Annotated in this window: 23 protein-coding genes; 9 read left to right on the top strand and 14 right to left on the bottom strand. The window is 68.1% G+C overall.

The window, feature by feature from the left end; genetic code table 11:
- Positions 1-29 precede the first annotated feature (29 nt).
- The 3 genes from FND50_RS12045 to FND50_RS12035 are packed head-to-tail and all read right to left on the bottom strand — an operon-like array spanning position 30 to position 3,652.
- The gene (locus FND50_RS12045; protein WP_144285920.1) at positions 30-797 is read right to left on the bottom strand and encodes a hypothetical protein; all 768 of its coding nucleotides are present in this window, start codon (positions 795-797) and stop codon (positions 30-32) included.
- Positions 794-3,421 carry a bifunctional FO biosynthesis protein CofGH gene (locus tag FND50_RS12040; RefSeq protein WP_144285919.1) on the bottom strand — a complete coding sequence of 876 codons (2,628 nt, stop codon included), beginning with the start codon at positions 3,419-3,421 and terminating at the stop codon, positions 794-796. Before FND50_RS12040 ends, FND50_RS12045 begins: the two co-directional genes overlap by 4 nt.
- A gap of 45 nt (positions 3,422-3,466) precedes the next feature.
- The gene (locus tag FND50_RS12035) at positions 3,467-3,652 is read right to left on the bottom strand and encodes a hypothetical protein (protein ID WP_005566848.1); all 186 of its coding nucleotides are present in this window, start codon (positions 3,650-3,652) and stop codon (positions 3,467-3,469) included.
- A gap of 84 nt (positions 3,653-3,736) precedes the next feature.
- Here FND50_RS12035 and FND50_RS12030 point away from each other — a divergent pair, with 84 nt between their 5' ends.
- Genes FND50_RS12030 through FND50_RS12020 form a run of 3 tightly spaced genes read left to right on the top strand, consistent with a single transcriptional unit; the run spans position 3,737 to position 6,473 of the window.
- On the top strand, positions 3,737-4,237 hold the full coding sequence (locus FND50_RS12030; RefSeq protein WP_005566846.1) for a PH domain-containing protein: 501 nt from the start codon (positions 3,737-3,739) through the stop codon (positions 4,235-4,237).
- Positions 4,234-5,775: a PH domain-containing protein gene (locus FND50_RS12025; RefSeq protein ID WP_144285918.1), complete on the top strand. Its 1,542-nt coding sequence runs from the start codon at positions 4,234-4,236 to the stop codon at positions 5,773-5,775. Before FND50_RS12030 ends, FND50_RS12025 begins: the two co-directional genes overlap by 4 nt.
- Positions 5,760-6,473 carry a uracil-DNA glycosylase gene (locus FND50_RS12020; protein ID WP_144285917.1) on the top strand — a complete coding sequence of 238 codons (714 nt, stop codon included), beginning with the start codon at positions 5,760-5,762 and terminating at the stop codon, positions 6,471-6,473. Before FND50_RS12025 ends, FND50_RS12020 begins: the two co-directional genes overlap by 16 nt.
- A 56-nt stretch (positions 6,474-6,529) precedes the next feature.
- On the opposite strand, the gene FND50_RS12015 is transcribed toward FND50_RS12020, so the two are convergent.
- Positions 6,530-7,372, bottom strand: coding sequence for a uroporphyrinogen-III synthase (locus FND50_RS12015; RefSeq protein ID WP_144285916.1), 843 nt, complete (start codon positions 7,370-7,372; stop codon positions 6,530-6,532).
- Positions 7,373-7,411: 39 nt separating this feature from the next.
- Here FND50_RS12015 and FND50_RS12010 point away from each other — a divergent pair, with 39 nt between their 5' ends.
- Positions 7,412-7,789: a VOC family protein gene (locus FND50_RS12010; RefSeq protein WP_005253644.1), complete on the top strand. Its 378-nt coding sequence runs from the start codon at positions 7,412-7,414 to the stop codon at positions 7,787-7,789.
- Here the strand turns inward: FND50_RS12010 and FND50_RS12005 are convergent.
- From FND50_RS12005 to typA, 6 genes are all read right to left on the bottom strand, one after another.
- A complete protein-coding gene (locus FND50_RS12005; protein WP_144285915.1) occupies positions 7,786-9,303 on the bottom strand; it encodes a catalase in 1,518 nt (505 codons plus the stop codon). The two genes, FND50_RS12010 and FND50_RS12005, sit on opposite strands and share 4 nt — an antisense overlap.
- A gap of 30 nt (positions 9,304-9,333) precedes the next feature.
- Entirely contained in the window at positions 9,334-9,762 is a 429-nt protein-coding gene (locus FND50_RS12000) for a hypothetical protein (protein ID WP_005253646.1), read from the bottom strand.
- Between the two features lie 14 nt (positions 9,763-9,776).
- A complete protein-coding gene (locus tag FND50_RS36080) occupies positions 9,777-9,935 on the bottom strand; it encodes a hypothetical protein (RefSeq protein WP_005239161.1) in 159 nt (52 codons plus the stop codon).
- Positions 9,936-10,034: 99 nt separating this feature from the next.
- A complete protein-coding gene (gene mshB / locus FND50_RS11995; RefSeq protein ID WP_007300257.1) occupies positions 10,035-10,913 on the bottom strand; it encodes an N-acetyl-1-D-myo-inositol-2-amino-2-deoxy-alpha-D-glucopyranoside deacetylase in 879 nt (292 codons plus the stop codon).
- Positions 10,910-12,730, bottom strand: coding sequence for an ABC transporter family substrate-binding protein (locus FND50_RS11990; protein ID WP_313905313.1), 1,821 nt, complete (start codon positions 12,728-12,730; stop codon positions 10,910-10,912). Before FND50_RS11990 ends, mshB begins: the two co-directional genes overlap by 4 nt.
- Before the next feature lie 122 nt (positions 12,731-12,852).
- The gene (typA, locus tag FND50_RS11985; protein WP_005239154.1) at positions 12,853-14,760 is read right to left on the bottom strand and encodes a translational GTPase TypA; all 1,908 of its coding nucleotides are present in this window, start codon (positions 14,758-14,760) and stop codon (positions 12,853-12,855) included.
- Between the two features lie 343 nt (positions 14,761-15,103).
- Between typA and FND50_RS36075 the strand changes: the two genes are divergently transcribed.
- Complete coding sequence (locus FND50_RS36075; protein WP_162130660.1) at positions 15,104-15,271, top strand: hypothetical protein; 168 nt, start codon at positions 15,104-15,106, stop codon at positions 15,269-15,271.
- 2 nt (positions 15,272-15,273) lie between these two features.
- On the opposite strand, the gene FND50_RS11980 is transcribed toward FND50_RS36075, so the two are convergent.
- A complete protein-coding gene (locus tag FND50_RS11980; protein WP_005566834.1) occupies positions 15,274-15,654 on the bottom strand; it encodes a (deoxy)nucleoside triphosphate pyrophosphohydrolase in 381 nt (126 codons plus the stop codon).
- Between the two features lie 58 nt (positions 15,655-15,712).
- Here FND50_RS11980 and FND50_RS11975 point away from each other — a divergent pair, with 58 nt between their 5' ends.
- The gene (locus FND50_RS11975; RefSeq protein WP_005239148.1) at positions 15,713-15,997 is read left to right on the top strand and encodes a 4a-hydroxytetrahydrobiopterin dehydratase; all 285 of its coding nucleotides are present in this window, start codon (positions 15,713-15,715) and stop codon (positions 15,995-15,997) included.
- Here the strand turns inward: FND50_RS11975 and FND50_RS11970 are convergent.
- A complete protein-coding gene (locus FND50_RS11970; RefSeq protein WP_144285913.1) occupies positions 15,945-17,276 on the bottom strand; it encodes a mannosyltransferase in 1,332 nt (443 codons plus the stop codon). The genes FND50_RS11975 and FND50_RS11970 overlap by 53 nt on opposite strands.
- 318 nt (positions 17,277-17,594) lie before the next feature.
- Here FND50_RS11970 and FND50_RS11965 point away from each other — a divergent pair, with 318 nt between their 5' ends.
- Positions 17,595-18,377, top strand: a complete 783-nt coding sequence (locus tag FND50_RS11965) for a hypothetical protein (RefSeq protein ID WP_183102194.1) — start codon at positions 17,595-17,597, stop codon at positions 18,375-18,377.
- 108 nt (positions 18,378-18,485) lie between these two features.
- Positions 18,486-18,836 carry a hypothetical protein gene (locus tag FND50_RS11960; protein WP_005566831.1) on the top strand — a complete coding sequence of 117 codons (351 nt, stop codon included), beginning with the start codon at positions 18,486-18,488 and terminating at the stop codon, positions 18,834-18,836.
- Positions 18,837-18,846: 10 nt separating this feature from the next.
- On the opposite strand, the gene FND50_RS11955 is transcribed toward FND50_RS11960, so the two are convergent.
- Positions 18,847-19,317 (bottom strand): MarR family winged helix-turn-helix transcriptional regulator, encoded by a 471-nt coding sequence (locus FND50_RS11955; RefSeq protein WP_005253654.1) that lies wholly within the window; start codon positions 19,315-19,317, stop codon positions 18,847-18,849.
- 323 nt (positions 19,318-19,640) lie between these two features.
- Here FND50_RS11955 and FND50_RS11950 point away from each other — a divergent pair, with 323 nt between their 5' ends.
- Positions 19,641-20,144 carry a nuclear transport factor 2 family protein gene (locus FND50_RS11950; RefSeq protein ID WP_144285912.1) on the top strand — a complete coding sequence of 168 codons (504 nt, stop codon included), beginning with the start codon at positions 19,641-19,643 and terminating at the stop codon, positions 20,142-20,144.
- Between the two features lie 5 nt (positions 20,145-20,149).
- Here FND50_RS11950 and FND50_RS11945 read toward each other — a convergent pair whose 3' ends face one another.
- The gene (locus FND50_RS11945; RefSeq protein WP_144285911.1) at positions 20,150-20,884 is read right to left on the bottom strand and encodes a DUF1906 domain-containing protein; all 735 of its coding nucleotides are present in this window, start codon (positions 20,882-20,884) and stop codon (positions 20,150-20,152) included.
- Positions 20,885-20,887 lie beyond the last annotated feature (3 nt).

Genomic DNA, 20,887 nt, shown 5'->3' with positions numbered 1-20,887 from the left:
CTGCCCGGCGGGCCTCTCTGCGGTGAGGGTTACCTGACCCGGCGCACCGCCGCGGTCAGCCGTGCCCGGGACGCGATCCACTGCTCGCCCGCTTTCGCAGCTCTCACCAGCGCGCCCCGTTCTCCGAGGTACCCGGCCACCACACCGACCACCGGGATGTTCCCCAGCAACGAGTAGGTCGAGCCCGGCCCAGGACGCTTGTCGAGTTCGTCGCTGAGCGCGCGCACGGTGCGGGCGGTGCGCCACAGCGCGCCGATCAGCGCGAACGGGAGCCACACCGACTCGCCGTCCGCGGAATCGGATCGCGCCGTGCCGGCGAGCACCGCCGGCGCATCCGTCTCACGCCGGCAGAGTACGGACGCCAGCAGGTCCACCTGGTCGAACCGGTTCGTCACGCCGTGTTCCCGGGCGACGGCGACGAGAACGACGGCCTGATTCGCGAACCCGAGCACGTCCTGGATCGGGAGCCGATTGAGCAGCACACCGAAGATGCCCGGGAACGCGACCGCGATCGTGTTCAGCGCACCGATCCGCGTCACCCACCACTGGGCCCGCTCGTCGTCGCTCGCCTTCTCCCACGACACCGTCCCCGGGAACTGGACGGTGTCGAGAACCCGGGCGATGCCGTCGAGCAGCGCCTCCGCGGCGCTCCGGTCCTCCGCTGTCGGGGTGAACGTCCGGCTCTTGATGCCGAACGGATCCGTGAGAGCCAGATCGAGCACGGGGTTGATACCCCGTGCGGCACGATCCAGGATGGTGACGACCTGGTCGTCGCCCAGCCGGTCCGTCTCGCTCATGCGGCCGGTGTCCTTCCCTCGCGCCGGGCGTGTGTCGTGGTGCGTTCGCGGGCCGGGCGGCCGATTCCCTCGGCGATGGCCCGCAGTTCCTCGACGGTCTTCTCGGATCCGTGCTCCGAACCCGCCATCCGGGAGATGGTCTCCTCCATCAAGGTGCCGCCGAGGTCGTTGGCGCCGCCCTGCAACATCACCTGGGTACCGGTGACACCCAGCTTGACCCAGCTGGTCTGAATGTTCGGGATCCGCCCGTGCAGCATGATCCGGGCCAGGGCGTGGACGGCCCGGTTGTCACGGTTGGTCGGGCCGGGACGCGACGCGCCCGCCAGATACAGCGGCGCACTCTGATGCACGAAGGGCAGGGGGACGAATTCGGTGAATCCGCCTGTCCGGTCCTGGATTCCGCGCAACACCCGCAGATGCCCGACCCAGTGCTTCGGGTTGTCGACGTGGCCGTACATCATCGTCGAACTCGACCGCAGACCCAGCTCGTGTGCGGTGGTCACCACCTCGATCCAGGTGGCGGTGGGCAGCTTGCCCTTGGTGAGCACCCAGCGCACCTCGTCGTCGAGAATTTCCGCGGCCGTGCCGGGAATGGTGTCGAGGCCGGCCTCGCGCAGTTCCGTCAACCAGTCCCGGATGCTCTGCCCGCCGCGGGAGGCGCCGTTGACGATCTCCATCGGGCTGAACGCGTGCACGTGCATCGACGGCACCCGCGCCTTCACCGCACGCACCAGATCGGCGTACCCGGTGACCGGGAGCTCCGGGTCGATGCCGCCCTGCATGCAGACCTCGGTCGCGCCCGCGACGTGCGCCTCCCAGGCCCGGTCCGCGACCTCGCCGGTGGACAGCGTGAACGCATCCGCATCACCCTTGCGCTGCGCGAACGCGCAGAACCGGCACCCGGTGTAGCAGATGTTGGTGAAGTTGATGTTCCGGTTCACCACATACGTCACCTCGTCGCCGACGGCGTCCTTGCGGAGCGCATCCGCCAGCGCCACCATCGCCTCGAGCCCCGACCCCTCGGCCGTCGCCAACGCCAGGTATTCGTCGTCGGTGCAGCCCGCCGGATCACGCTCGGCGCTGCGCAGCGCCGCGAGAACGTCCGTGTCCACCCGCACCGGGCCACTCAACTCCAGCACCTGCTCGCGGACGGTCTCCCAGTCCCCGAACGCGCTGCCGAGGTCGCTGCGTGTCTCGGTGTTGCGGCCCTCGGTGTCGATCTCGGTATTCAGATCCACCCGGCCCGCCGACTCCCAGGACTCGTCCGGCTCCTGCCACGGCAACCCGACCGGCGCGGTGTCGCGCTTCGCCAGCCCGGTGTGCGGGTCCGCGAGGGCCTGCACGTGCCCGGTGATCCGCGGATCGATCCAGGGCGAACCGGCCAGCACGAACTGCGGCTGCGCCGCCGTGCGCTCGGTGAGCTCGAACCCGGCCTCGGCGGTGATCGCGGCCAGGGTGTCCAGGTTCGGCCACGGCCGCTCCGGGTTCACATGGTCCGGGGTCAGCGGCGACACGCCGCCCCAGTCGTCGACACCCGCACCCAGCAGCGCCAGGCACTCGGTGTTCGACACCAGGTTGGGCGGCGACTGGATGCGCATCCCCGGACCGAGCAGCAACCGGGACACCGCGATCGTCGCCAGGAATTCCTCGAGGCCCGCGTCCGGGGTGTCGCGCATCGCGGTGTCGGGCTTGGCGAGGAAGTTCTGGACGATCACTTCCTGAACGTGCCCGAACGCCTTGTGCGACTTACGGATCGCCATGATCGATTCCGCCCGTTCCCGGACGGTCTCGCCGATGCCCACCAGAATGCCCGTCGTGAACGGCACACTCAACCTGCCGGCGTCGGTGAGTGTGCGCAACCGCACCGCCGGATCCTTGTCGGGGCTGCCGTAGTGGCACTCGCCCTTGTCGGTGAACAACCGGGTGGACGTCGTCTCGAGCATCATGCCCATCGAGGGAGCCACCGGCTTGAGGCGGGAGATCTCCTCCCAGCTCATCACACCCGGGTTCAGGTGCGGCAGCAGCCCGGTCTCCTCGAGGACCCGGATCGACATCGCACGCAGGTAGTCGAGTGTCGAATCGTAGCCGCGCTCGTCCAACCACTGCTTGGCCTCCGGCCACCGATCCTCGGGACGGTCGCCCAGGGTGAAGAGGGCTTCCTTGCAGCCCAATTCGGCGCCCTGCCGGGCGATCTCCAGCACCTCGTCCGGTTCCAGATACGCGCCGCGCCCCTCGGCCCGCAGCTTGCCGGGCACGGTGACGAACGTGCAGTAGTGGCACTTGTCCCGGCACAACCGCGTCAGGGGAATGAACACCTTACGCGAATACGTGACAGCCTTGGGTCTGCCCGCCGCCAGCAACCCGGCGTCCCGGACCTTCGCCGCCGACGAACACAGGTCGGTCAGGTCGTCGCCGCGGGCCTGCAGCAGGGTCGTCGCCTCGTCCACGTTCAGAGTGGCGCCGTCGCGGGCACGTCGCAGCACCCGCCGCATGGCGGAGGCGGTGGGGGCCACTTCCTGCGCGGATGCGCCGGACGGAGCCGGTGCCGGAACACCGGGCATGGGAAGCATCGTGGGCCGGCCGGATTCTTCACCTGAATGGGTCACCCAGCGATCATGCGCCATCGACGACGACCACTGCCACCCAGACTCCCGCGAACGCGCGAATCGCTATTCGCGGGGGTAGTCCTCGTCGACCGGAACCGCCCGGCTCTGCTCGGCCACGTCCGCCTCGTTCACCTCCAGTGACGACACTTCTTCGACCTCGTCGGAACTGTCGTCGTCCACGGCGAGTTCCTGCTCGAGCCGGTCTGCCTCGGGAACCTCCGGAGAATCGGCCGCATCGAATGACGTCATGTCTGCGCTCCTTTCACTTCGGGGGGGTTCTCTTACGATAGGTCGGTTCTCGACAGAATGCCGGGGCACGGCCAAAGTAGGGGCATGAGTGTGCCCACCACCGTCACGATGGCGGACCCGCTGTGGCGGCCCAGCCCCAGGGCCAAGCAACTGTGGGCGATCAACGCCGCCCTTCTCTGGCTTCCGCTCTTCGTCGCGCAAGCGGTCGCTCTCGTCTTCCACTGGTGGCCCGTGTGGGTGCACGTCACGGTCCTCGCGATCACCGTCGTGCTCGCGATCCTCCACGTCGCCGTCGTACCGCTCTGGCGGTACCGGGTGCACCGCTGGGAGATCAGCGACACCGCGGTCTACACCCGCAGCGGCTGGTTCACTCAGGAACGACGCATCGCGCCCATCTCCCGTATCCAGACCGTCGACACTGAACGCGGACCCATCGACCGCATGCTGGGGCTGGCGACCGTCACCGTCACGACGGCGTCGTCCGCCGGTGCCGTCAAGATCTCCGCCCTCGATCAGGACACCGCCGATCGCACCGTCGCCCGGCTCACCGAGATCGCGGGCACCAATGTCGGTGACGCCACATGAGTGCGGCACCGGAACCGGGAATCGCTCCCCCCATCGCGCACGGCGAGGCCGCGGCCGCCGCCGAGGAGGAACAGCCCTGGTTGCGCCTGGACCGCCGGATGCTGCTCGTCCACCCGGTCGACGAGATCGTCAAACTTCTGCCCGTGTTGCTGATTTCGCTGGTGATCGGCACCCAGAGCGGCAACCACGTGTGGAGTCTCGTCGCCATCGTCGTGTTCGTGGTGTTCGGCGTCTCGCGCTGGTTCACGACGAGCTACCGCATCGGTCCGGTCCACGTGCAACTGCGGCAGGGCCTGTTCCGCAAACGCCTGCTGTCGGTACCACGCAACCGCATCCGATCCGTCGACGTCGAGGCGGGGGTCCTGCATCGCCTGCTCGGGCTGTCGATCGTGCGCATCGGCACCGGCCAGCAGGTCGGTTCCAAACCCGACGCGGCGAAGTTCGAACTCAACGCCCTCTCCACCGGGCTGGTTCCCGGCCTGCGGACCGCACTGCTCGCCCGGCAGCCCTTGCCCGACGTCGAAAAGACCGCGGTCACACAGGAGCCCGCAGTGACCGAGATCGGCCACTGGACACCGGCCTGGGTCCGCTACGCCCCGTTCTCGGTGACCGGCGTGGTGACCATCGCGGCGATCGTCGGTCTCGCGTTCCAGTACGGAATCGGCGCGAAGATCGCCCGCTCGTCGACGGTGGCCGAGGGCATCGAATCCGCCGAGCGCGTCGGGATCGCCATCGCCGTCGTCGTCGGGATCCTCATCCTCCTGATCGCCGCCAGCGCCCTGGCCTGCATCCGGTACCTCCTCACGTACGGCAACATGACGCTGACGGACAACGGCCGCACCCTGCACGTCAGCCACGGGCTGCTGAAGACCCGCCAGACCACCCTTGATCGCGCCCGCCTCCGCGGGACGACCCTCAAGGAACCGCTCCTCCTCCGTCTCGCCGGCGGTGCCCGACTGGATGCCGTCATGACCGGCGTCAGCGCCGAGAGGCGGGAGTCCTCGCTCCTGCTCCCCCAGGCGCCGCGTGCGGAAGCGGAGCGGGTGATGGCCACCGTCATCAGCGACCACCGTCAGGCCGCGGTCCCGCTCACCCCGCACGGCCCGGTCGCCCAGCGGCGGCGCTACACGCGGGCCCTGATCCCCGCCGAGATCGCGCTCGCGGTCGCCCTGGTCTTCGTGATCCTCGACCGGCCGGTGTTCTGGGCAGCGTGGGCCGCCATCGTCGCGCTCGCCGTCGGCGGCGTGGTCCTGGCGTGGGATCGGTACCGCGGCCTCGGCCATGCGGTGCTCCCCGGGTGGCTGATCACCCGCAGCGGCTCCCTCGACCGCGCCCGGGACAGCCTCGAGGCCGACGGGATCATCGGGTGGACCGTCCGTCAAACGTTCTTCCAACGGCGGGCGGGTGTGGCGACCGTCATCGCCGCCACACCCGCAGGCACCGGGAAGTACCTGGTGATCGATCTGCCTGCCGATCAGGCGTGGTCGCTCGTCGAGTCGGTGACACCCGGCGGAGGTGACGTGTGGGCGCGGCGCTGACCGACATCGCCGGTCTCGACGCCCAGCTGATCGAATGCCGAGCCTGCCCCCGCCTCGTCGAGTGGCGGGAGAAGGTCGCACGCGAGAAGCGCGCGTCGTTCCGTGACGAAACCTATTGGGGTCGCCCGGTCCCCGGATTCGGTCCGCCCGATGCGTCCCTGCTGATCGTCGGTCTCGCCCCCGCCGCCCACGGCGCGAACCGGACCGGGCGTATGTTCACCGGCGACCGCAGCGGCGACTTCCTCTACGCCGCACTCCACGCTGTGGGACTCGCGAGCCAGCCCACCGCCACCCACATCGGCGACGGCCTCGAACTGTTCGGCGTCCGCATCACGTCCCCGGTGCACTGCGCGCCGCCCGCGAACAAGCCCACCCCGGACGAACGCGACAACTGCCGCCACTGGCTCGACGCCGAACTGCGCATCCTGCAACCCCACCTGCGGTCGGTGATCGTGCTCGGCGGATTCGGCTGGCAGTCGCTGCTTCCCGTCCTCGACGACGCCGGGTGGGCCGTCCCCCGGCCGCGACCCAAGTTCGGGCACGGCGCGCACGTCGAACTCCCCGGCGCCGAACGTCCCCTGCACCTGTTCGGCTGCTACCACGTCAGCCAGCAGAACACCTTCACCGGCCGGCTCACCCCCGCCATGCTCGAGTCGGTGCTGTCCGACGCCGCCCACGTGGCCGGCTTGATCGGGTGACCACCCTCGCGGGGCGAACGGTACATCCGACCTGTCAGAAGCGCCGACAGTGCCGTTCACCCCACATGCCGCCGGTTCGGGAGTTCCTCGATGATGTATTTGGCCATGCTGCCGAGCCGGGGACGGGCTGGTTGCATGGTGTCGACGCCGAGGGCGGTGAGGGGTGAGGCCGTCACCGATCCCACGCAGACGGGTGCGACCGGACCGTGGAACGCGTGCAGGAGGGCCTCGACACGGTCGGTGTCCTTCGCGGTGCTGAGGAGGGACGAGACGGCGGGTGCGCTGGTGAAGGTCACGGCGTCGACCTCGGCTCGGATGATCTGGTCGAGCAGTGTCAGCAGCGGCTGCTGGTTCTCGGGTCTGATCCACCGGTAGACCGACACGGCCGTCGTCTCGGCCCCGGCGCCGGCGAGGGAGACGCTCAGGTCGGTCATCGGCTCCCATTCGGTGATGGTGCCGTGCAACTGGACCGCGACGCGCAGACCGCGCACACCCTCGGCGACGAGGTGTTCGTGCACCTCCTCGGACGATTCCGTCTCCGGCGACCACTCCTCGCGCAGGCCGGCGCCGCGGACGGCGCCCTTCGCCTTGGGACCGCGGGTGATGATCCGCGCCGATTGCAGGGCGGCGAGCAGTGCGTCTTCCTCGTCCCAGGCCCGGGCCGCATCCAGCCATCCCCGGAAGCCGACGGCGGTGCTGACGACGAGGAGGTCCGGCGGCGACGCGATGATGTCGGCCGTGCGGGACCGCAGATCGGAGTCGTCGACGAGCGGCAGCACGTGGATGGCCGGTGTGTGCACGATGGCGGCCCCGTGCCGTTCGAGGAGCGTGATGAACTCGGCGGCCCGGCGTTCGGCGGTGACGGCGATGGTCAGTCCGGAAAGTTCGTCGTTCGACATTCTCCCAGTGTGACGGACGAACCGCACTAAGCTGCCCACATGATCACTGCCGTGCACACACTGGTCTACGCCGACGACGCCGAGGCGGCCCGCGACTTCTTCCGGGACGTGCTCGGCTGGTCACACGTCGACGCGGGCGGCGGGTGGCTGATTTTCCGCACCGGACCGTCCGAGATGGGTGTGCACCCCACCTCGGACGATCGGGGCGGTGAGCCGTGGTCGACTCGGCCGCATCACGAGATCTCCCTGATGTGCGACGACATCGAGTCGACCGTCGCGGAACTCGAGGCCAAGGGCGCCGAGTTCACCCGCGGAATCCGCGACGACGGGTACGGTCTCACCACGTCCCTGAAGATTCCCGGTGCGGGCGAGATGATGCTGTACCAGCCTCGGCACCCGGTGGCGTTCGAGCGTTAGGCCTTCGCCTGCGCGCTGCTCCGCGCCGCATTGGCCTGTTCGCCCGCCTTCGGGTCGGTCTCCGACTGTTTCTTCCCGACACCGTCGGCGATCCGATCGCCGAGGGTCTTGTCGACGTTGCGCCAGTATTCGAACGCCTTCGCCAGAACCGGTTCGCTGACACCGTTCAGCAGATGGCCGACGATGTTGTCCACCAGGCGGTCCCGGGCGGCGTCGTCGAGCACTTCACGGACCATCGTCCCGGCCTGACCCCAGTCGTCGTCGTCACTGTGCAGCGCGTACGGCGAGCGGACCATGTCGCCGGCGCTGTACCAGGTGGCGGTCGCCCCCACCTGCGACGGGTCGGCGTGCGGGCCGCCCTTGGAATTCGGCACGTAGACCGGATCCCCGGGGTTGTGGTGGCGCATGTTGCCGTCCTTCGAGTACGAGCGGACGGGCACGTGCGGCCTGTTGACGGGCAACTCCTTGTAGTTGGCGCCGATCCGGTAGCGGTGGGCGTCCGGGTAGGAGAACAGCCGGCCGATCAGCATCTTGTCCGGGCTCGGGCCGATGCCGGGGACCAGGTTGCTGGGCTCGAACGCGGCCTGTTCGATCTCGCAGTGGTAGTCCGTGGGGTTGCGGTCGAGCGTCATCCTGCCGACGGGGATCAGCGGGTAGTCGCTGTGCGGCCACACCTTGGTGAGGTCGAACGGGTTGAACCGGTAGTCGTCGGCATCCTCGAACGGCATGATCTGCATGTTCAAGGTCCAGCTCGGGTACTCGCCGCCTTCGATGTGCTCCCACAGGTCTCGCGTGTGGTAATCGGTGTCCATGGACGCCATCTGGTCGCCCTCGTGCTGTGTGAAGAACTCGATGCCCTGGTCGGTCTTGAAGTGGTACTTCACCCAGAACTTGTCGCCGGCGGCGTTCACCCACATGTACGTGTGGCTGGAGTACCCGTTCATGTGCCGCCAGGTGCGCGGGATGCCGCGGTCGCCCATGAGCCACGTGACCTGGTGCGCCGACTCCGGAGACAACGTCCAGAAGTCCCACTGCATGTCGTGGTCGCGGAGGTTGTTGTCGGCACGTCGCTTCTGCGAGCGGATGAAGTCCTGGAACTTCATCGGGTCGCGCATGAAGAAGACGGGTGTGTTGTTCCCGACCATGTCGTAGTTGCCCTGGTCGGTGTAGAACTTGACGGCGAATCCGCGTGGGTCGCGCCACGTGTCCGGGCTGCCGCGCTCTCCGGCCACGGACGAGAACCTGATCAGCAGGTCCGTCTTCTTGCCGGGTTGGAATAGATCGGCTTTCGTGTAGGCGGAGACGTCTTCGGTAACTTCGAACCGTCCGAACGCCCCGCCCCCCTTGGCGTGCGGTTGGCGCTCCGCAACGCGTTCGCGGTTGAACTGGGCCATCTTCTCGATCAGATAGTGATCCTGGAGCAGGATCGGCCCGTCCGTCCCGATCGTGAGCGAGTGCTCGTCACTCGACACCGGGATGCCGGCGTCGTCGGTCGTGAAGTTCTGATCTGTCATCGCGGTGCTCCTTCAGCAGACTGCTGGTCGCTACCGCGTACCCTCGCCCACTGTCGGTGAAACAGATCCGAACGCCGCCTTCGCGCTCACTTTCCACAGGTAGACCGCCGCGGGAACCAGTGAACCGATCAGGAGCAGGAGCGTCCAGACCGACGCGAGCATGAGCACGTCGCCGCCCGGACCGCCGAACATGCAGAGCAGGAATCCGAATCCCCATCCCGCGAGCGGCAGCATTCCCGTCCCCACCCGGCCGGTCGTGGACCGCGCTGCGATCACCAGCGCCAGGTTGGCGACCGCGGCGGCGAGGATGCTGATCGGGAACGGTGTGGCCCCGAGGTAGGTGGGCAGGAAGAGCACCGAGAGGACGGCGCACAGAAAACCATCGAACACCAGCAGCGCGAGGGTGACCCTCCCCAGAACATCGAGGTGTCCGGGTTTCGCTGCGGTGCCGACGGTCATGGGTCAATAGTGGATCAGGCGACGGGCGGGTAGCCCAGCAGGGTCAGCAAATGACTCTGCATGTCGGCGAATCCGTACAGCACGCTGTAGTACAGGTCGTGCTGGGCCGGCCACGAAGGCCGAAGCGTATCGACGAACGCGACGATGGCGTTCTGAACATCCCAGTTGTACATCTATCGCCTCTCCTGACGGGGGTCACGCGGACTCGACACAGGCCGCTGCGTGACCTGGGCCACAGTGTAATACGTAACCCTCGTCACAGATACCGGGGGTCAGTGACCCACACCACCGAAGAGGTCCCGTTCCCTGCCGTCGGCGTCCCGATCCCCGACGGCGCCGCGGACCAGCACGAAATGTTCCTCCGCCAGAATCGGCTGCGCGATGTCGTTGGAGAGCGCGTACTCGGTCCCGCTCGGCGCCACCGTCACCTGGGTGGCGTGCGCCGACAGCGCTTCCCCCTTCGCGGCGAGCACGCTCCGCACGTCGATCACCGTCGTCACGTCGGCGTCCGGGACACTCGGCAATTCGCCGGGCTCCGGCAGCCGCCAGCCGTCGGGGATGTCGCCGATACGGCAGATTCCCGACTCGAGCGCGCTCGCCTCGGTCACCGTCCAGTACAGCTTCGCGACCTCCCACGGTTCGCCGCAGTCCGGGTACTTCGCCGAACCCGCCGCCTCGACGGCCGCGGTGGTGATCGTGTGCACCTGGATGTGGTCGGGGTGCCCGTACCCGCCGTCCGGGTCGTAGGTGACCACGACGTGCGGCCGCAGCTCCCGGATGACCGCCACCATCGCGGCGGTCACGGAGTCGCGGTCGGCGTTGACGAAGGCGCGGGGATCGGCCGCCGACGCCGTGCCCGCCATGCCGGAATCACGGAAATGCCCCGCCCCCAGGAGGAACCGCGGCCTTCCCGCACCGAGACACGACAGCGCGGACGTCAGTTCGCCGATCCGGAACCCACCGAGCTGATCGGCGGCGTCGGCGATCAGCTGCGCCCACTCCTCGCCGATGACCTCGCCTTCCTCGCCGAGCGTGCACGTCAGGACGTGAACGTCGGCACCCTCGGCGGCGTAGCGCGCGATGGTGCCGCCGGTGGTGAGGGTCTCGTCGTCGGGATGGGCGTGGACCAGTAGAAGCCGCCGCTCACTCATTCCTTGATCCTGCTCCAGTCCGCTGCGTCGCTGAATATTCCGACCGGCACGGCGCCCGACAGCGACACCCCGTCGACGCCGGGGCCCGCCGCGACCAGTGTGCGGTCCTGCATGATCGGCAGCACCGCAGCCAGATCCCAGAGTGCGCGGTCGGCGTCGGCGAGAGCCTGCGGCACATCACCGACCCCCCGCAGCGCGGCGTCGATGGACGGCTGCAGGGTGGGGTCGCAGACTCCCGACAGGTTCGACGGGGCCTCGGCCTCCGCGACCGAATCACGTTCGGGGCCGGTGGTTTCGGTGTTCGGCTGGGTCGCCGCGACCACCGCGGGCGGGCAGCTGTGACGGGAGGCCAGGGCCGTTGCCGGGTCGGACCCGGCGCGCGACCATCCGACGACCGCTCCGATGTCGCCCTTGCCGAGCGACTCCCCGTACAACTCCTCGGCAGGCAGGGACGTCACGGTGGCGTCGACGCCGGCGCCGCGCAACTGGTCGGCGGCCGTGTTGGCGACCGCGCTCGCGGTGTCGTCACCCTCGGGTGTCCCGATGACGAGCGTCAGCGGGACGCCGTCGCGGACGAGCTGGGTCGACGGCGCCGCCCCTGCGGGAACGACGGTGTCCGTCGGTGTTTCGGCGACATATCCGTACTCCGCCAGCTTCGCCAGCACCTGTTCGCGGCTCGGCCGCGCGGGTGCGGTCGCGGTGTAACCGGGATCGGAGGGGGCGTAGACCTGCGAGCGCGCCGGGACCGCCGACGCCTCGCTGCCGGCGCCGACGACGGCGAGCAGTTCGGTGTCCAGCAACTCCAGAAGGCTCTTCCGCACCCGGACGTCCACGAGTTCGGGAACCCGGCCGTTCAGCGTGAGGTCGAGTCCGCGCGGCTGGAACGACGAACCCGTCCGCACCGTGGGGATCGCCGCGAGCTGAGCGGAAGTGGCTGTGCCCCCGTGAATCTGGACGACCTGCGTGTCGTTGTTGCGCATCGAGTCGGCGAGCTGCGACGGGGTGCCGTCGCGGCGCATCAGGATCTGGTCGGGCGTCGCCGGCTTGTCCCAGAACCGGTCGTTGCGTTCGAGCAGGATCTCGTCACGTCCGCGGTCGATCGACTTGATGTGGAAGTGCCCGCCCGACACCGGGATGTTCTCGGACAGTCCGGTCGCGAAGCCACCGGGGGAATCCTTGATGAGATGCGACGGCAGCAGGTCGGTGAAGAGTTCACGCCACGCCGGGTAGGCGGCCTTCATGACGACGCTGACCGTCTTGCCGCCACCGGACGACCTGACGTCCTCGATCAGTTCGTAGCCGGCGGGGTCGACCACGCCGGGGGCACTGATCATCTGCTGCCACAGGTAGCGGAAGTCCTCGGCGGCGATGGGCGCACCGTCGGACCACTGCGCCTCGTTCCGCAGCTGGTAGGTGACGGTGAACGGTTCCTGCGACGTGACGTCCGCGGAGATCACGAGCGAGGAGTCGGGAATCCAGTTGCTGCCGCCCGGGTGGGCGGGATCGGGCACCGGCCGGAACGGGCTCGGCAGCACGAGGGCGCTGACCGCGGAATTCGCCGGCGACTGGTCCGACAGGAGGTGCGGGTTGAACCCGCTGCCCACGTCGTCGATGGCCACGACGACGGGCTGCTTCTCGGTCGGCGACGCCGTCGGCTTGGGGCTGTCGGTGCTCTCGACCGGCGGGGGCGGATTCGCGGTGCACGACGTGAGTATCGCCGTCGACACTGCCAGCAGGAGCGCGGTCACTGCCACACCGTTCCCACGCCTTCGGCCCCGCACTCCTCGAACTCTTTCGAGTCGACCCCCAGCAACCACCGCGCCGCCTTTCCTCAGAGATACCGGAAGGCTCCGGAAACCCTCGAGCGAATGTACCTTCGGTCGCCGATCGACCGAAGGTACATCCGCCCGGTTGTGTCTGATGTGGTCGGACGTGCCGACTACAGGGCCGCCTTGTCGCGGGCCTTGGAACGCGAACGCTCACGGGCACGGTCGGTGGCCGACAGGTGCACCTTGCGCACGCGCACGACCTCCGGGGTGACCTCGACGCACTCGTCGCCGGCGCAGAACTCCATCGCGCCTTCGAGCTCGAGCTTGATGGGCTTGGCGAGGGTCTCCATCACGTCGGCGGAGGACTGACGCATGTTGGTCAGCTTCTTCTCGCGGGTGACGTTGATGTCGAGGTCCTCCTGGCGCGGGTTGATGCCCACGACCATGCCCTCGTAGGTGTCGGCGCCGGGCTCGACGAAGAACGTTCCGCGATCGGCGAGCTGGATCATCGCGAACGGGGTGACCGAACCGGTGCGGTCCGAGACGAGCGAACCGGTGTGGCGGGCGCGGATCTCGCCGGCCCACGGCGCGTAGCCGTGGAACACGGCGTTCGCGATGCCGGTGCCGCGGGTCTCGGTGAGGAAGTCGGTGCGGAAGCCGATCAGGCCGCGCGAGGGAACGATGAACTCCATCCGGACCCAGCCCGCGCCGTGGTTGGCCATCTGCACCATCTTGCCCTTGCGGTTGGCGAGGAGCTGGGTGATCGCGCCGAGGTACTCCTCGGGGCTGTCGATGGTGAGCTCCTCGAACGGCTCGTGCACCTTGCCGTCGACCTGACGGGTGACCACCTGCGGCTTGCCGACGGTCAGCTCGAAGCCCTCGCGGCGCATCTGCTCGACCAGGATGGCGAGCGCGAGCTCACCACGGCCCTGGACCTCCCAGGCGTCGGGGCGACCGATGTCGAGGACCTTGAGCGAGACGTTGCCGACGAGTTCCTGGTCCAGGCGCGACTTCACCATGCGGGCGGTCAGCTTGTGTCCGCTGACCCGGCCGACGAGCGGCGAGGTGTTGGTGCCGATGGTCACCGAGATGGCCGGCTGGTCGACGGTGATCCGCGGCAGCGGGACCGGGTTCTCCAGGTCGGCGAGGGTGTCGCCGATCATGATGTCGGGGAAACCGGCGACGGCGACGATGTCACCGGCGACGGCCTTCTCGGCGGGCTGACGCTCGACACCCTTGGTGGCGAGCAATTCGGTGATCTTGGCCTTGGTGACGACGGGCTCGCCGTCCACCTCGCGGCACCAGGAGACGGTCTGCCCCTTGGTCAGCTCGCCGTTGTGGATACGGACCAGCGCGAGGCGGCCGAGGAACGCGGACGCGTCGAGGTTGGTGACGTGAGCCTGCAGCGGTGCGTCGACGTTGCCCTTGGGCGCGGGCACGTAGTTGAGGAGCACCTCGAACAGGGCGTCGAGGTTCTCGGCGTCCGGTGCGTGACCGTTCTCGGGCTGAACCTTGGACGCCTTGCCCTCGCGGCCGGAGGCGTACAGAACGGGGAGGTCGAGGGCGAGCTCGGCGGCTTCGGCGGCCTCGTCGTCGAGGTCGGAGGCCAGGTCGAGCAGCAGGTCGTGGCTCTCGGAGACGACCTCTTCGATGCGGGCGTCGGGACGGTCGGTCTTGTTGACCACGAGGATGACGGGCAGCGACGCGGCGAGCGCCTTGCGCAGCACGAAGCGGGTCTGCGGCAGCGGGCCCTCGGACGCGTCGACGAGCAGGACGACACCGTCGACCATGGACAGGCCGCGCTCGACCTCGCCACCGAAGTCGGCGTGACCGGGGGTGTCGATGACGTTGATGACCGTGACACTGCCGTCGCCGTGATGCTTGTGGACGGCGGTGTTCTTCGCGAGGATGGTGATGCCCTTCTCGCGTTCGAGGTCGCCGGAGTCCATGACGCGATCGACCAGTTCGGCGCGCTCCTCGAATGCCCCCGACTGGCGCAACATGGCGTCGACGAGAGTGGTCTTGCCGTGGTCGACGTGTGCGACGATGGCAACGTTACGGAAGCTGGTGATGGTCACGCGGTGGCTCTCCTGGCTGAGTTGATTCGGCCACGCGAAAGTTCCCTCGCACGGCTTTCTGGCGGCCGCCTTGTCATCTCGATTCAGAATCCTCGTCGAGGCGATGGTAAATCGCCCAGTGCAGGCATCGCGGCCACGTGAATACTACCCGCCCGAGCGGCTACTTCGCGCATCGCCGACTGCCCGGGGCCTGCCCGACCAGCGTAAAGTGATCTGCGCCACGTCGAATTCGGCCTGTCTCGGGTGTGGATCGGGGCCGAAAGCTGAGGGGACGCTAACCTGGGTGTAGCCGGCGGATACCGGTGTTCACCGAAGTAGGAAGGCCGAGCCGAGTATGGGCAAGGTGAAGGCCAGCAAGGTCTCGGGTCTCAAACCGAAGAAGAAGTGCTGCCGCAGCAAGACGCGCTGCATCAAGTGCCCGGTGGTCATCATGCGCATGAAGAAGCTCGAGAACGAGGGCGCTTCCAAGAAGGAACTGAAGAAGGGTCTCAAGAAGGCCCGCGCGGCCTGAGGTCAACCCCACCCGTTCAGGTGCACTCGCAGGTCCGGCACCCACCCGCGGTCGTTGCCGACGAGGTCGATGTCCCCCAGTTCCCGTCCGTCCACCCACCTCAGTTCCGCGTGGTCGAGCGCGACGGGTGTTCCCGACACCAGTTCGACCCGGTACGCGCGGAGCACCCGGCCGTCGGGCAGCGGCACGTCGTCACCGATCCGGTCGCCGCCCGACACCTCGACCCCGAGTTCTTCCCGCAGTTCGCGGCGCAGCGCGTCCTCGGCGGTCTCCCCGGCCTCCGCCTTGCCGCCGGGCAGCTCCCACAGTCCCGCGAGTTCCGGAGGCCGGGTCCGCTGGGCGAGCAACAGCCGGCCGTCGACGATGATCGCGGCCGCCACCACCTCTCCGGCGTGGTCGACAGGCCTTGCACGTTCCACTGGCACCGCACCATCATGGGGTATGGCCGAGTTGCTGTCAGACGGAGAGATCGACACCGCGCTCGCAGAACTGCCCGGGTGGCGGCGGGCCGGTGATTCCCTCGTCCGCACCGTCGAGTCGCCGAGTTTCCCCGAAGCCGTGGAGCTGGTCCGGAAGGTCGCGGAGGCGGCGGAGGCGGCGAACCACCATCCGGACATCGACATCAGGTGGCGCAAGGTCACGTACACACTGTCGACGCATTCCGCCGGCGGGCTCACGCAGCTGGATCTGGATCTTGCTGCGCAGATCGACTCACTGGCGGGCTGACCGTGGCGGCGGCCGCGGCGCGCTTCGTGCGGCGGCCGGCGTAGGCGACCCAGGCGTAGACACCGAAGGCGCCGACGACGTCGACCGTGCCCAGCCACGCGAGCACCGCGGGCCGGGAGATCAGCCAGATCGAGTCCTGGAAGAAGCTGAGCACCCACGGCACGCCGATGAGGGTGGTGACGAGCCAGTACCCGGCGAGGATCCGGGTGCCCAGCATCGATCCGTAGGGGCCGTGCAGCAGCCAGATCAGCATCGGGATGACCCACACCCAGTGGTGTGACCACGAGATCGGTGAGACGAGCAGCCCCAGCAACTCGACGATGACGAGGGTGCCGAGCCGATCGTCCCGGGCGATCGCCCGCCAGGCCAGGACGGCGAGGACCGCCGTGACCGCCACGGCCAGCAACCAGAGGGCGCCCGTCCCGACGTCGTACCCGAGCAGCCGCGACAACGCGCCGCGCAGGGACTGATTCCACACCGAGCCGACCGGGCCGATGCGATCGGCGTCACCGAGCAGGTGGGTGAAGTACTCCCGAGCCTCCGAGCCGATCAGGAGATAGCTGACTCCGACGGTCGCGGCGAACGCGACGCCCGAGAAGACCGCGGCCTTCCACCGGCGCTGCATCAGGAAGTAGAGGCCGGTGATCGCCGGGGTCAGTTTGATTCCGGCGGCGAAACCGACGAGCGCGCCGGACAGCCACCACCGGGAGCTGCGGACCGCGGTCATCACGAGCAGCGCGAGGAAGACGTTGATCTGGCCGTAGTCCAGCGTGGTGCGCACCGGTTCCACCCACACCCCCACGGTGGTCCAGAGCACCGCGACCGCCCGCCAGTGCGTGCTGCGCGCGGCCTCACCGAGCACGAGCCCGAGGCTCATTCGCGCCAGCGCGTACAGGGCGAGGATGGTGAGCAGTTGCCAGCCGACCCCGACCAGGGGGAACGGCAGGAAATGCAGGGGAAAGAAGACCAGCGCGGCGAACGGCGGGTAGGTGAACGGCAGCGGAAAGTCCGGTGTCACTTCCGAATAGGTGAAGTCGTAGAGACTGCCACCGCGGAGGGCCTCGGAACCGTCGACGTAAACGTGCAGGTCGACGAGGTTCATCCCGTTGGGACTCAACAGCGTCCACGCCATGCGCCCGAGCACCGACAGCACGAGAAGCACGGGCGCGCACCGCAACAGGCCGTGCAGGGCGGACGCTCCCGGGGACGACGTGGGAGAACGCTCGGATGACGGGTCGTCGGAGGCTGCTCCGTCGTCGGACGCTGCATGGTCGGACACAGTGTGGTGCTCTCCCCGTGAGGTGTGTAGATGTCTCAGCCGATCCCGAAACGGTCCCGCACAGCGTAGACGGCGGCCTCCGCGGGCCCCGAGGTGTCCGTAGCCGCGCGTAACAGTTGCATCACCAATCACACGAACCACACGTGCCACAAGCTATGGTCACCGGAAGATCACCGTCGGGGTCTGTATGCCATACACTCCCACCGGGATGCCACAGCTATCGGTGAACGAACTCGTGAGCTGTACAACCCGGGGGCGCTGTACATAGAGTGACCCCCCGAGCCGTCAGACGTGGATTGAGTTGTCGTCCACGCTGTTATGACTAAGGATGGGGAGACTGTGCTTCGAACCCGAGGTATGCGCAGAGCAGTGACTGCTCTCGCTGTTGCCGCAGCAGCCGCTATGGCAGTGCCGGCCCAGGCGAATGCGCAGCCGACGCCGCCGCCCGTGCCCGAAGGCATCCCCGTGGAGATGCTCGCCTCGTTCGCACCCGCGATCATCGGCGCAGCAGCTGGTACCGAAGACGTCGCCGCAGGACCTCAGGACGCGATCCTGGACCAGGCCCGCATCCTTCTCGAGTCCCCCGGCATCCCGCCGGAACTCAAGTCCACCCTCGAGCGCGTCATCACGTTCCTCGACGGCAGCGGCGGCGGCGGTCCCGAGATCCCGCAGGAGAACGCACCGGTCATCGCGCAGTTCCTCTACCCGACCATCGGCAAGGGCTGCATCGGAGAGGGCGCCGACTCCGTGGGCACCGCACTCGCGGTTCCCGGTCCGGCCCAGCTGCCCCCGCCCGGACCCAAGGCAGGTCAGGCCGGTTTCGTGTTCACCGCCCTCGGAACCAGTTCCGTTGCCGCCGAACAGCCCAATCCGCTGACCGTGACGTGGATCAACCTGGACAACCAGCGGCGCGCCACCCAGAACCTCACCGACGAGGCCAAGATCAACCCCGATGGACCGGCAACCCTGTCGGCGATCGCGGACACCGGCCCGGGCCGCGTCCTCGCGGTCGTGTCGGGCGGACTGACCACGCAGAAAGAGGGCGCCGCGCCGATCACGTGCAGCTTCCTCCCGACCGTCGGCATGTTCCAGGTCGCGTAACTCTTCACAGCTGACGAGCGAAGGGCCCTCCGGATCTTCCGGAGGGCCCTTCGCTCATGTCTGCACCGCTTCACTGTTGCCGACGTCACCACCGTGGTAGACCGAGGAATGCCCTCGACGCATCACACCCCACACCACTCACTGCGATCGCGACACGCCCGGCGGTCCATACTGTCGATCCGTTCGGAGGGGTCGATCCTCTCGATCGGTTCCGCCTACTCCATCCTGTCCATCGGGAGTGTCGGCTCGGTGCTCTCCATCGGGTCGGTCGGGTCGGCCGGCTCGGCACTGAGCACCGCCTCGTTCGCCAGCCTCGGGTCTGCGCTGTCGGGGCTCTCGCGGTGGTCTCTGATGTCGTGGAAGGGGTGGCACGCCTCCCCGCCGGAACACCCCCACCTCACGGTCATCGCGGAGGAACCGGACCTCGCCCGGGACGCGACCGCGCACGTCCAGTCCTGACGCGGTCCGGTCAGGGCGTCCGTCCGGCGCGCGGCCAGGAGTTGCCGTCGTACTTCTCGATCTCGCCGTTGAACTTCGTCAGCAGCCGGCGCAGCTCGCCCCGGTCGTGGTCGCTCCACTCGGCGATGATGCGCTCGACACCATTTCGGCCCAGCGCGCGGTCGGCGTGAAGTTGTTCGAGCCCCAGCGCGGTGGCCTCGACCTTGCGGGCCATTCCGCCGTCCGGGTCGGGAACGCGTTCGACGAGGCCGCGCCTCAGCAACGCGCCGATCTGCCGGTTGATCGTCGAGATGTCGAGCCGGAATGCCTCGGCGAGCTGTTTCAGGCTTAGCGGATGTTCCAGTTCCAGGCGTCCGAGGAGCAGGTAGGCGGAGCGGTCGAGTTGGAATCCCGCCCGTTGTGCATGCGCGTGATAGCGCGACAGCAATGTCAATTCGTTCTCGACATCTGCCGCCACCTCGTCACGATCGGACACCGACACCTCCAGTAGTTACCGTCATTCTGCCCGAGGCATTATTGTGCACCCTACACACTGTGTGTAGTGTGCACAGCTTCATCAGGATCCGTTGACGAACAGCGCGGTGTAGAGAACCGAGGCGACGGTGTATACGAAATTGAGAAGCAGCTCCATGGAGAACCTCCGGGTTCCAGAGTGAAAAGAGTGACACCAGGTAATCGGAGTTCCCCCGAGGAGCGTTTCATGCCCTCCCATCCACCGGAAAACACCCCACACGAGAACTGAAACGTGTTCTCATCTTCCGGGGGCGCTCACATTCGGGTGCCGAACGAGAAGGGGATGCACACATGCCGTGGAGTCGTGCCGAGCTGGAAGAGGCCTTCGCGCACTACCAGCGAACCGTCAGCCGCTGCGTCGAACTCGGAGACTGGAACGGCTTCGCCGACCTCTTCACGGAGGACGCCACGTACGTCGAGCACGCCTTCGGACACTTCGATGGACGCGAGCCCATTCGGCAATGGGTCACGCGCACCATGTCGGCCTTCCCCGGAAGCCGGATGACCGCGTTCCCGGCAAACTGGTACGTGATCGACGAAGACCGCGGATGGGTCATCTGCGAGATCGACAACCCGATGGAGGATCCCGGCGACGGCTCGGAGCACGCCGCCGCGAACATCACGATCCTGCACTACGCCGGCGACAACCTGTGGTCACGCGAGGAAGACGCGTACAACCCGATGAATTTTCTCGCCACGGCCAAGAAGTGGTGCCGCGCAGCGGAAGCCGCAGGCAAGCTACCCGACGACGCCCGGGAGTGGCTTGCCCGGATGGGCGGGCAACCGGCGGCCTAGCCCGGTCACCACTGCCCGTAGTCGGGCTTGAGAATGTCATTGAGGTCGATGCCGACCCCGTCCACGTTGCTCGCGTCGATCTCGTACTGGTGCAGGTGCGCCGACGGGTGGACGTACCCCTCGGGTGTGCCCCAGTCGTGCTGCCAGTACCACGATCCGAGTCCGGCAAGGACCGCCAGATCCAGCGTCGTGGAGTTGGCGTAGATGCCGGTGTTGGCCTTGCCGACCACCGACTCCCACCCGGCGAGATACGGGGCGATCATGGTGAGGAAATCGGCGGGCGTGGGATTGTCGTCGATGGACGCGTAGATGGGCCGGTCCTCGGAACCGCCTGCTGCGAGATGCAATTCGAGTCCGCGCTCCGCGTGCCGCTTGCCCGCCTCGAGACCGCCGCGCCAATCGGCCGTCGGCCCCTTGCCGAACTGGTAGCACGAGACGACCGACAATCCGGCGTCGAGCAACGCCTGCGCCTCGTCGGCGAGCATCGGCTTGCCTTCCATCCATTCGGCGCCGGGACGGCGGTCGGACACGTAGCGGATGGCGCCGGCATAGCCTGCCTCGAGGATGGCGTCCGCCGACGGCACGCCACCCGCGTAGTCGATCAGGATGCCGAGACTGTCCGCCTTCGCGACGGCGACCGAGGACGTGGCGGACGTGAGCGCCGCGATCCCGGCCACGGCGGATCCCGCTGCCGCGTACCGGAACAGGTCTCTCCGAGAAATCTGCACTGTGGCCCCCATATC

Source organism: Rhodococcus sp. WB9, from assembly GCF_007558985.1.
GTDB lineage: Bacteria > Actinomycetota > Actinomycetes > Mycobacteriales > Mycobacteriaceae > Rhodococcus_F > Rhodococcus_F opacus.
This window is presented reverse-complemented; position numbering and strand designations above follow the sequence as displayed.

Coding starts and splice junctions, on each gene's coding strand:
- FND50_RS12045 (WP_144285920.1), bottom strand. CDS start 797: ATGAGCGAGACGGACCGGCTGGGCGACGACCAGGTCGTCACCATCCTG.
- FND50_RS12040 (WP_144285919.1), bottom strand. CDS start 3,421: ATGGCGCATGATCGCTGGGTGACCCATTCAGGTGAAGAATCCGGCCGG.
- FND50_RS12035 (WP_005566848.1), bottom strand. CDS start 3,652: ATGACGTCATTCGATGCGGCCGATTCTCCGGAGGTTCCCGAGGCAGAC.
- FND50_RS12030 (WP_005566846.1), top strand. CDS start 3,737: ATGAGTGTGCCCACCACCGTCACGATGGCGGACCCGCTGTGGCGGCCC.
- FND50_RS12025 (WP_144285918.1), top strand. CDS start 4,234: ATGAGTGCGGCACCGGAACCGGGAATCGCTCCCCCCATCGCGCACGGC.
- FND50_RS12015 (WP_144285916.1), bottom strand. CDS start 7,372: ATGTCGAACGACGAACTTTCCGGACTGACCATCGCCGTCACCGCCGAA.
- FND50_RS12010 (WP_005253644.1), top strand. CDS start 7,412: ATGATCACTGCCGTGCACACACTGGTCTACGCCGACGACGCCGAGGCG.
- FND50_RS12005 (WP_144285915.1), bottom strand. CDS start 9,303: ATGACAGATCAGAACTTCACGACCGACGACGCCGGCATCCCGGTGTCG.
- FND50_RS12000 (WP_005253646.1), bottom strand. CDS start 9,762: ATGACCGTCGGCACCGCAGCGAAACCCGGACACCTCGATGTTCTGGGG.
- FND50_RS36080 (WP_005239161.1), bottom strand. CDS start 9,935: ATGTACAACTGGGATGTTCAGAACGCCATCGTCGCGTTCGTCGATACG.
- mshB (WP_007300257.1), bottom strand. CDS start 10,913: ATGAGTGAGCGGCGGCTTCTACTGGTCCACGCCCATCCCGACGACGAG.
- FND50_RS11975 (WP_005239148.1), top strand. CDS start 15,713: ATGGCCGAGTTGCTGTCAGACGGAGAGATCGACACCGCGCTCGCAGAA.
- FND50_RS11965 (WP_183102194.1), top strand. CDS start 17,595: ATGACTAAGGATGGGGAGACTGTGCTTCGAACCCGAGGTATGCGCAGA.
- FND50_RS11960 (WP_005566831.1), top strand. CDS start 18,486: ATGCCCTCGACGCATCACACCCCACACCACTCACTGCGATCGCGACAC.
- FND50_RS11950 (WP_144285912.1), top strand. CDS start 19,641: ATGCCGTGGAGTCGTGCCGAGCTGGAAGAGGCCTTCGCGCACTACCAG.
- FND50_RS11945 (WP_144285911.1), bottom strand. CDS start 20,884: ATGGGGGCCACAGTGCAGATTTCTCGGAGAGACCTGTTCCGGTACGCG.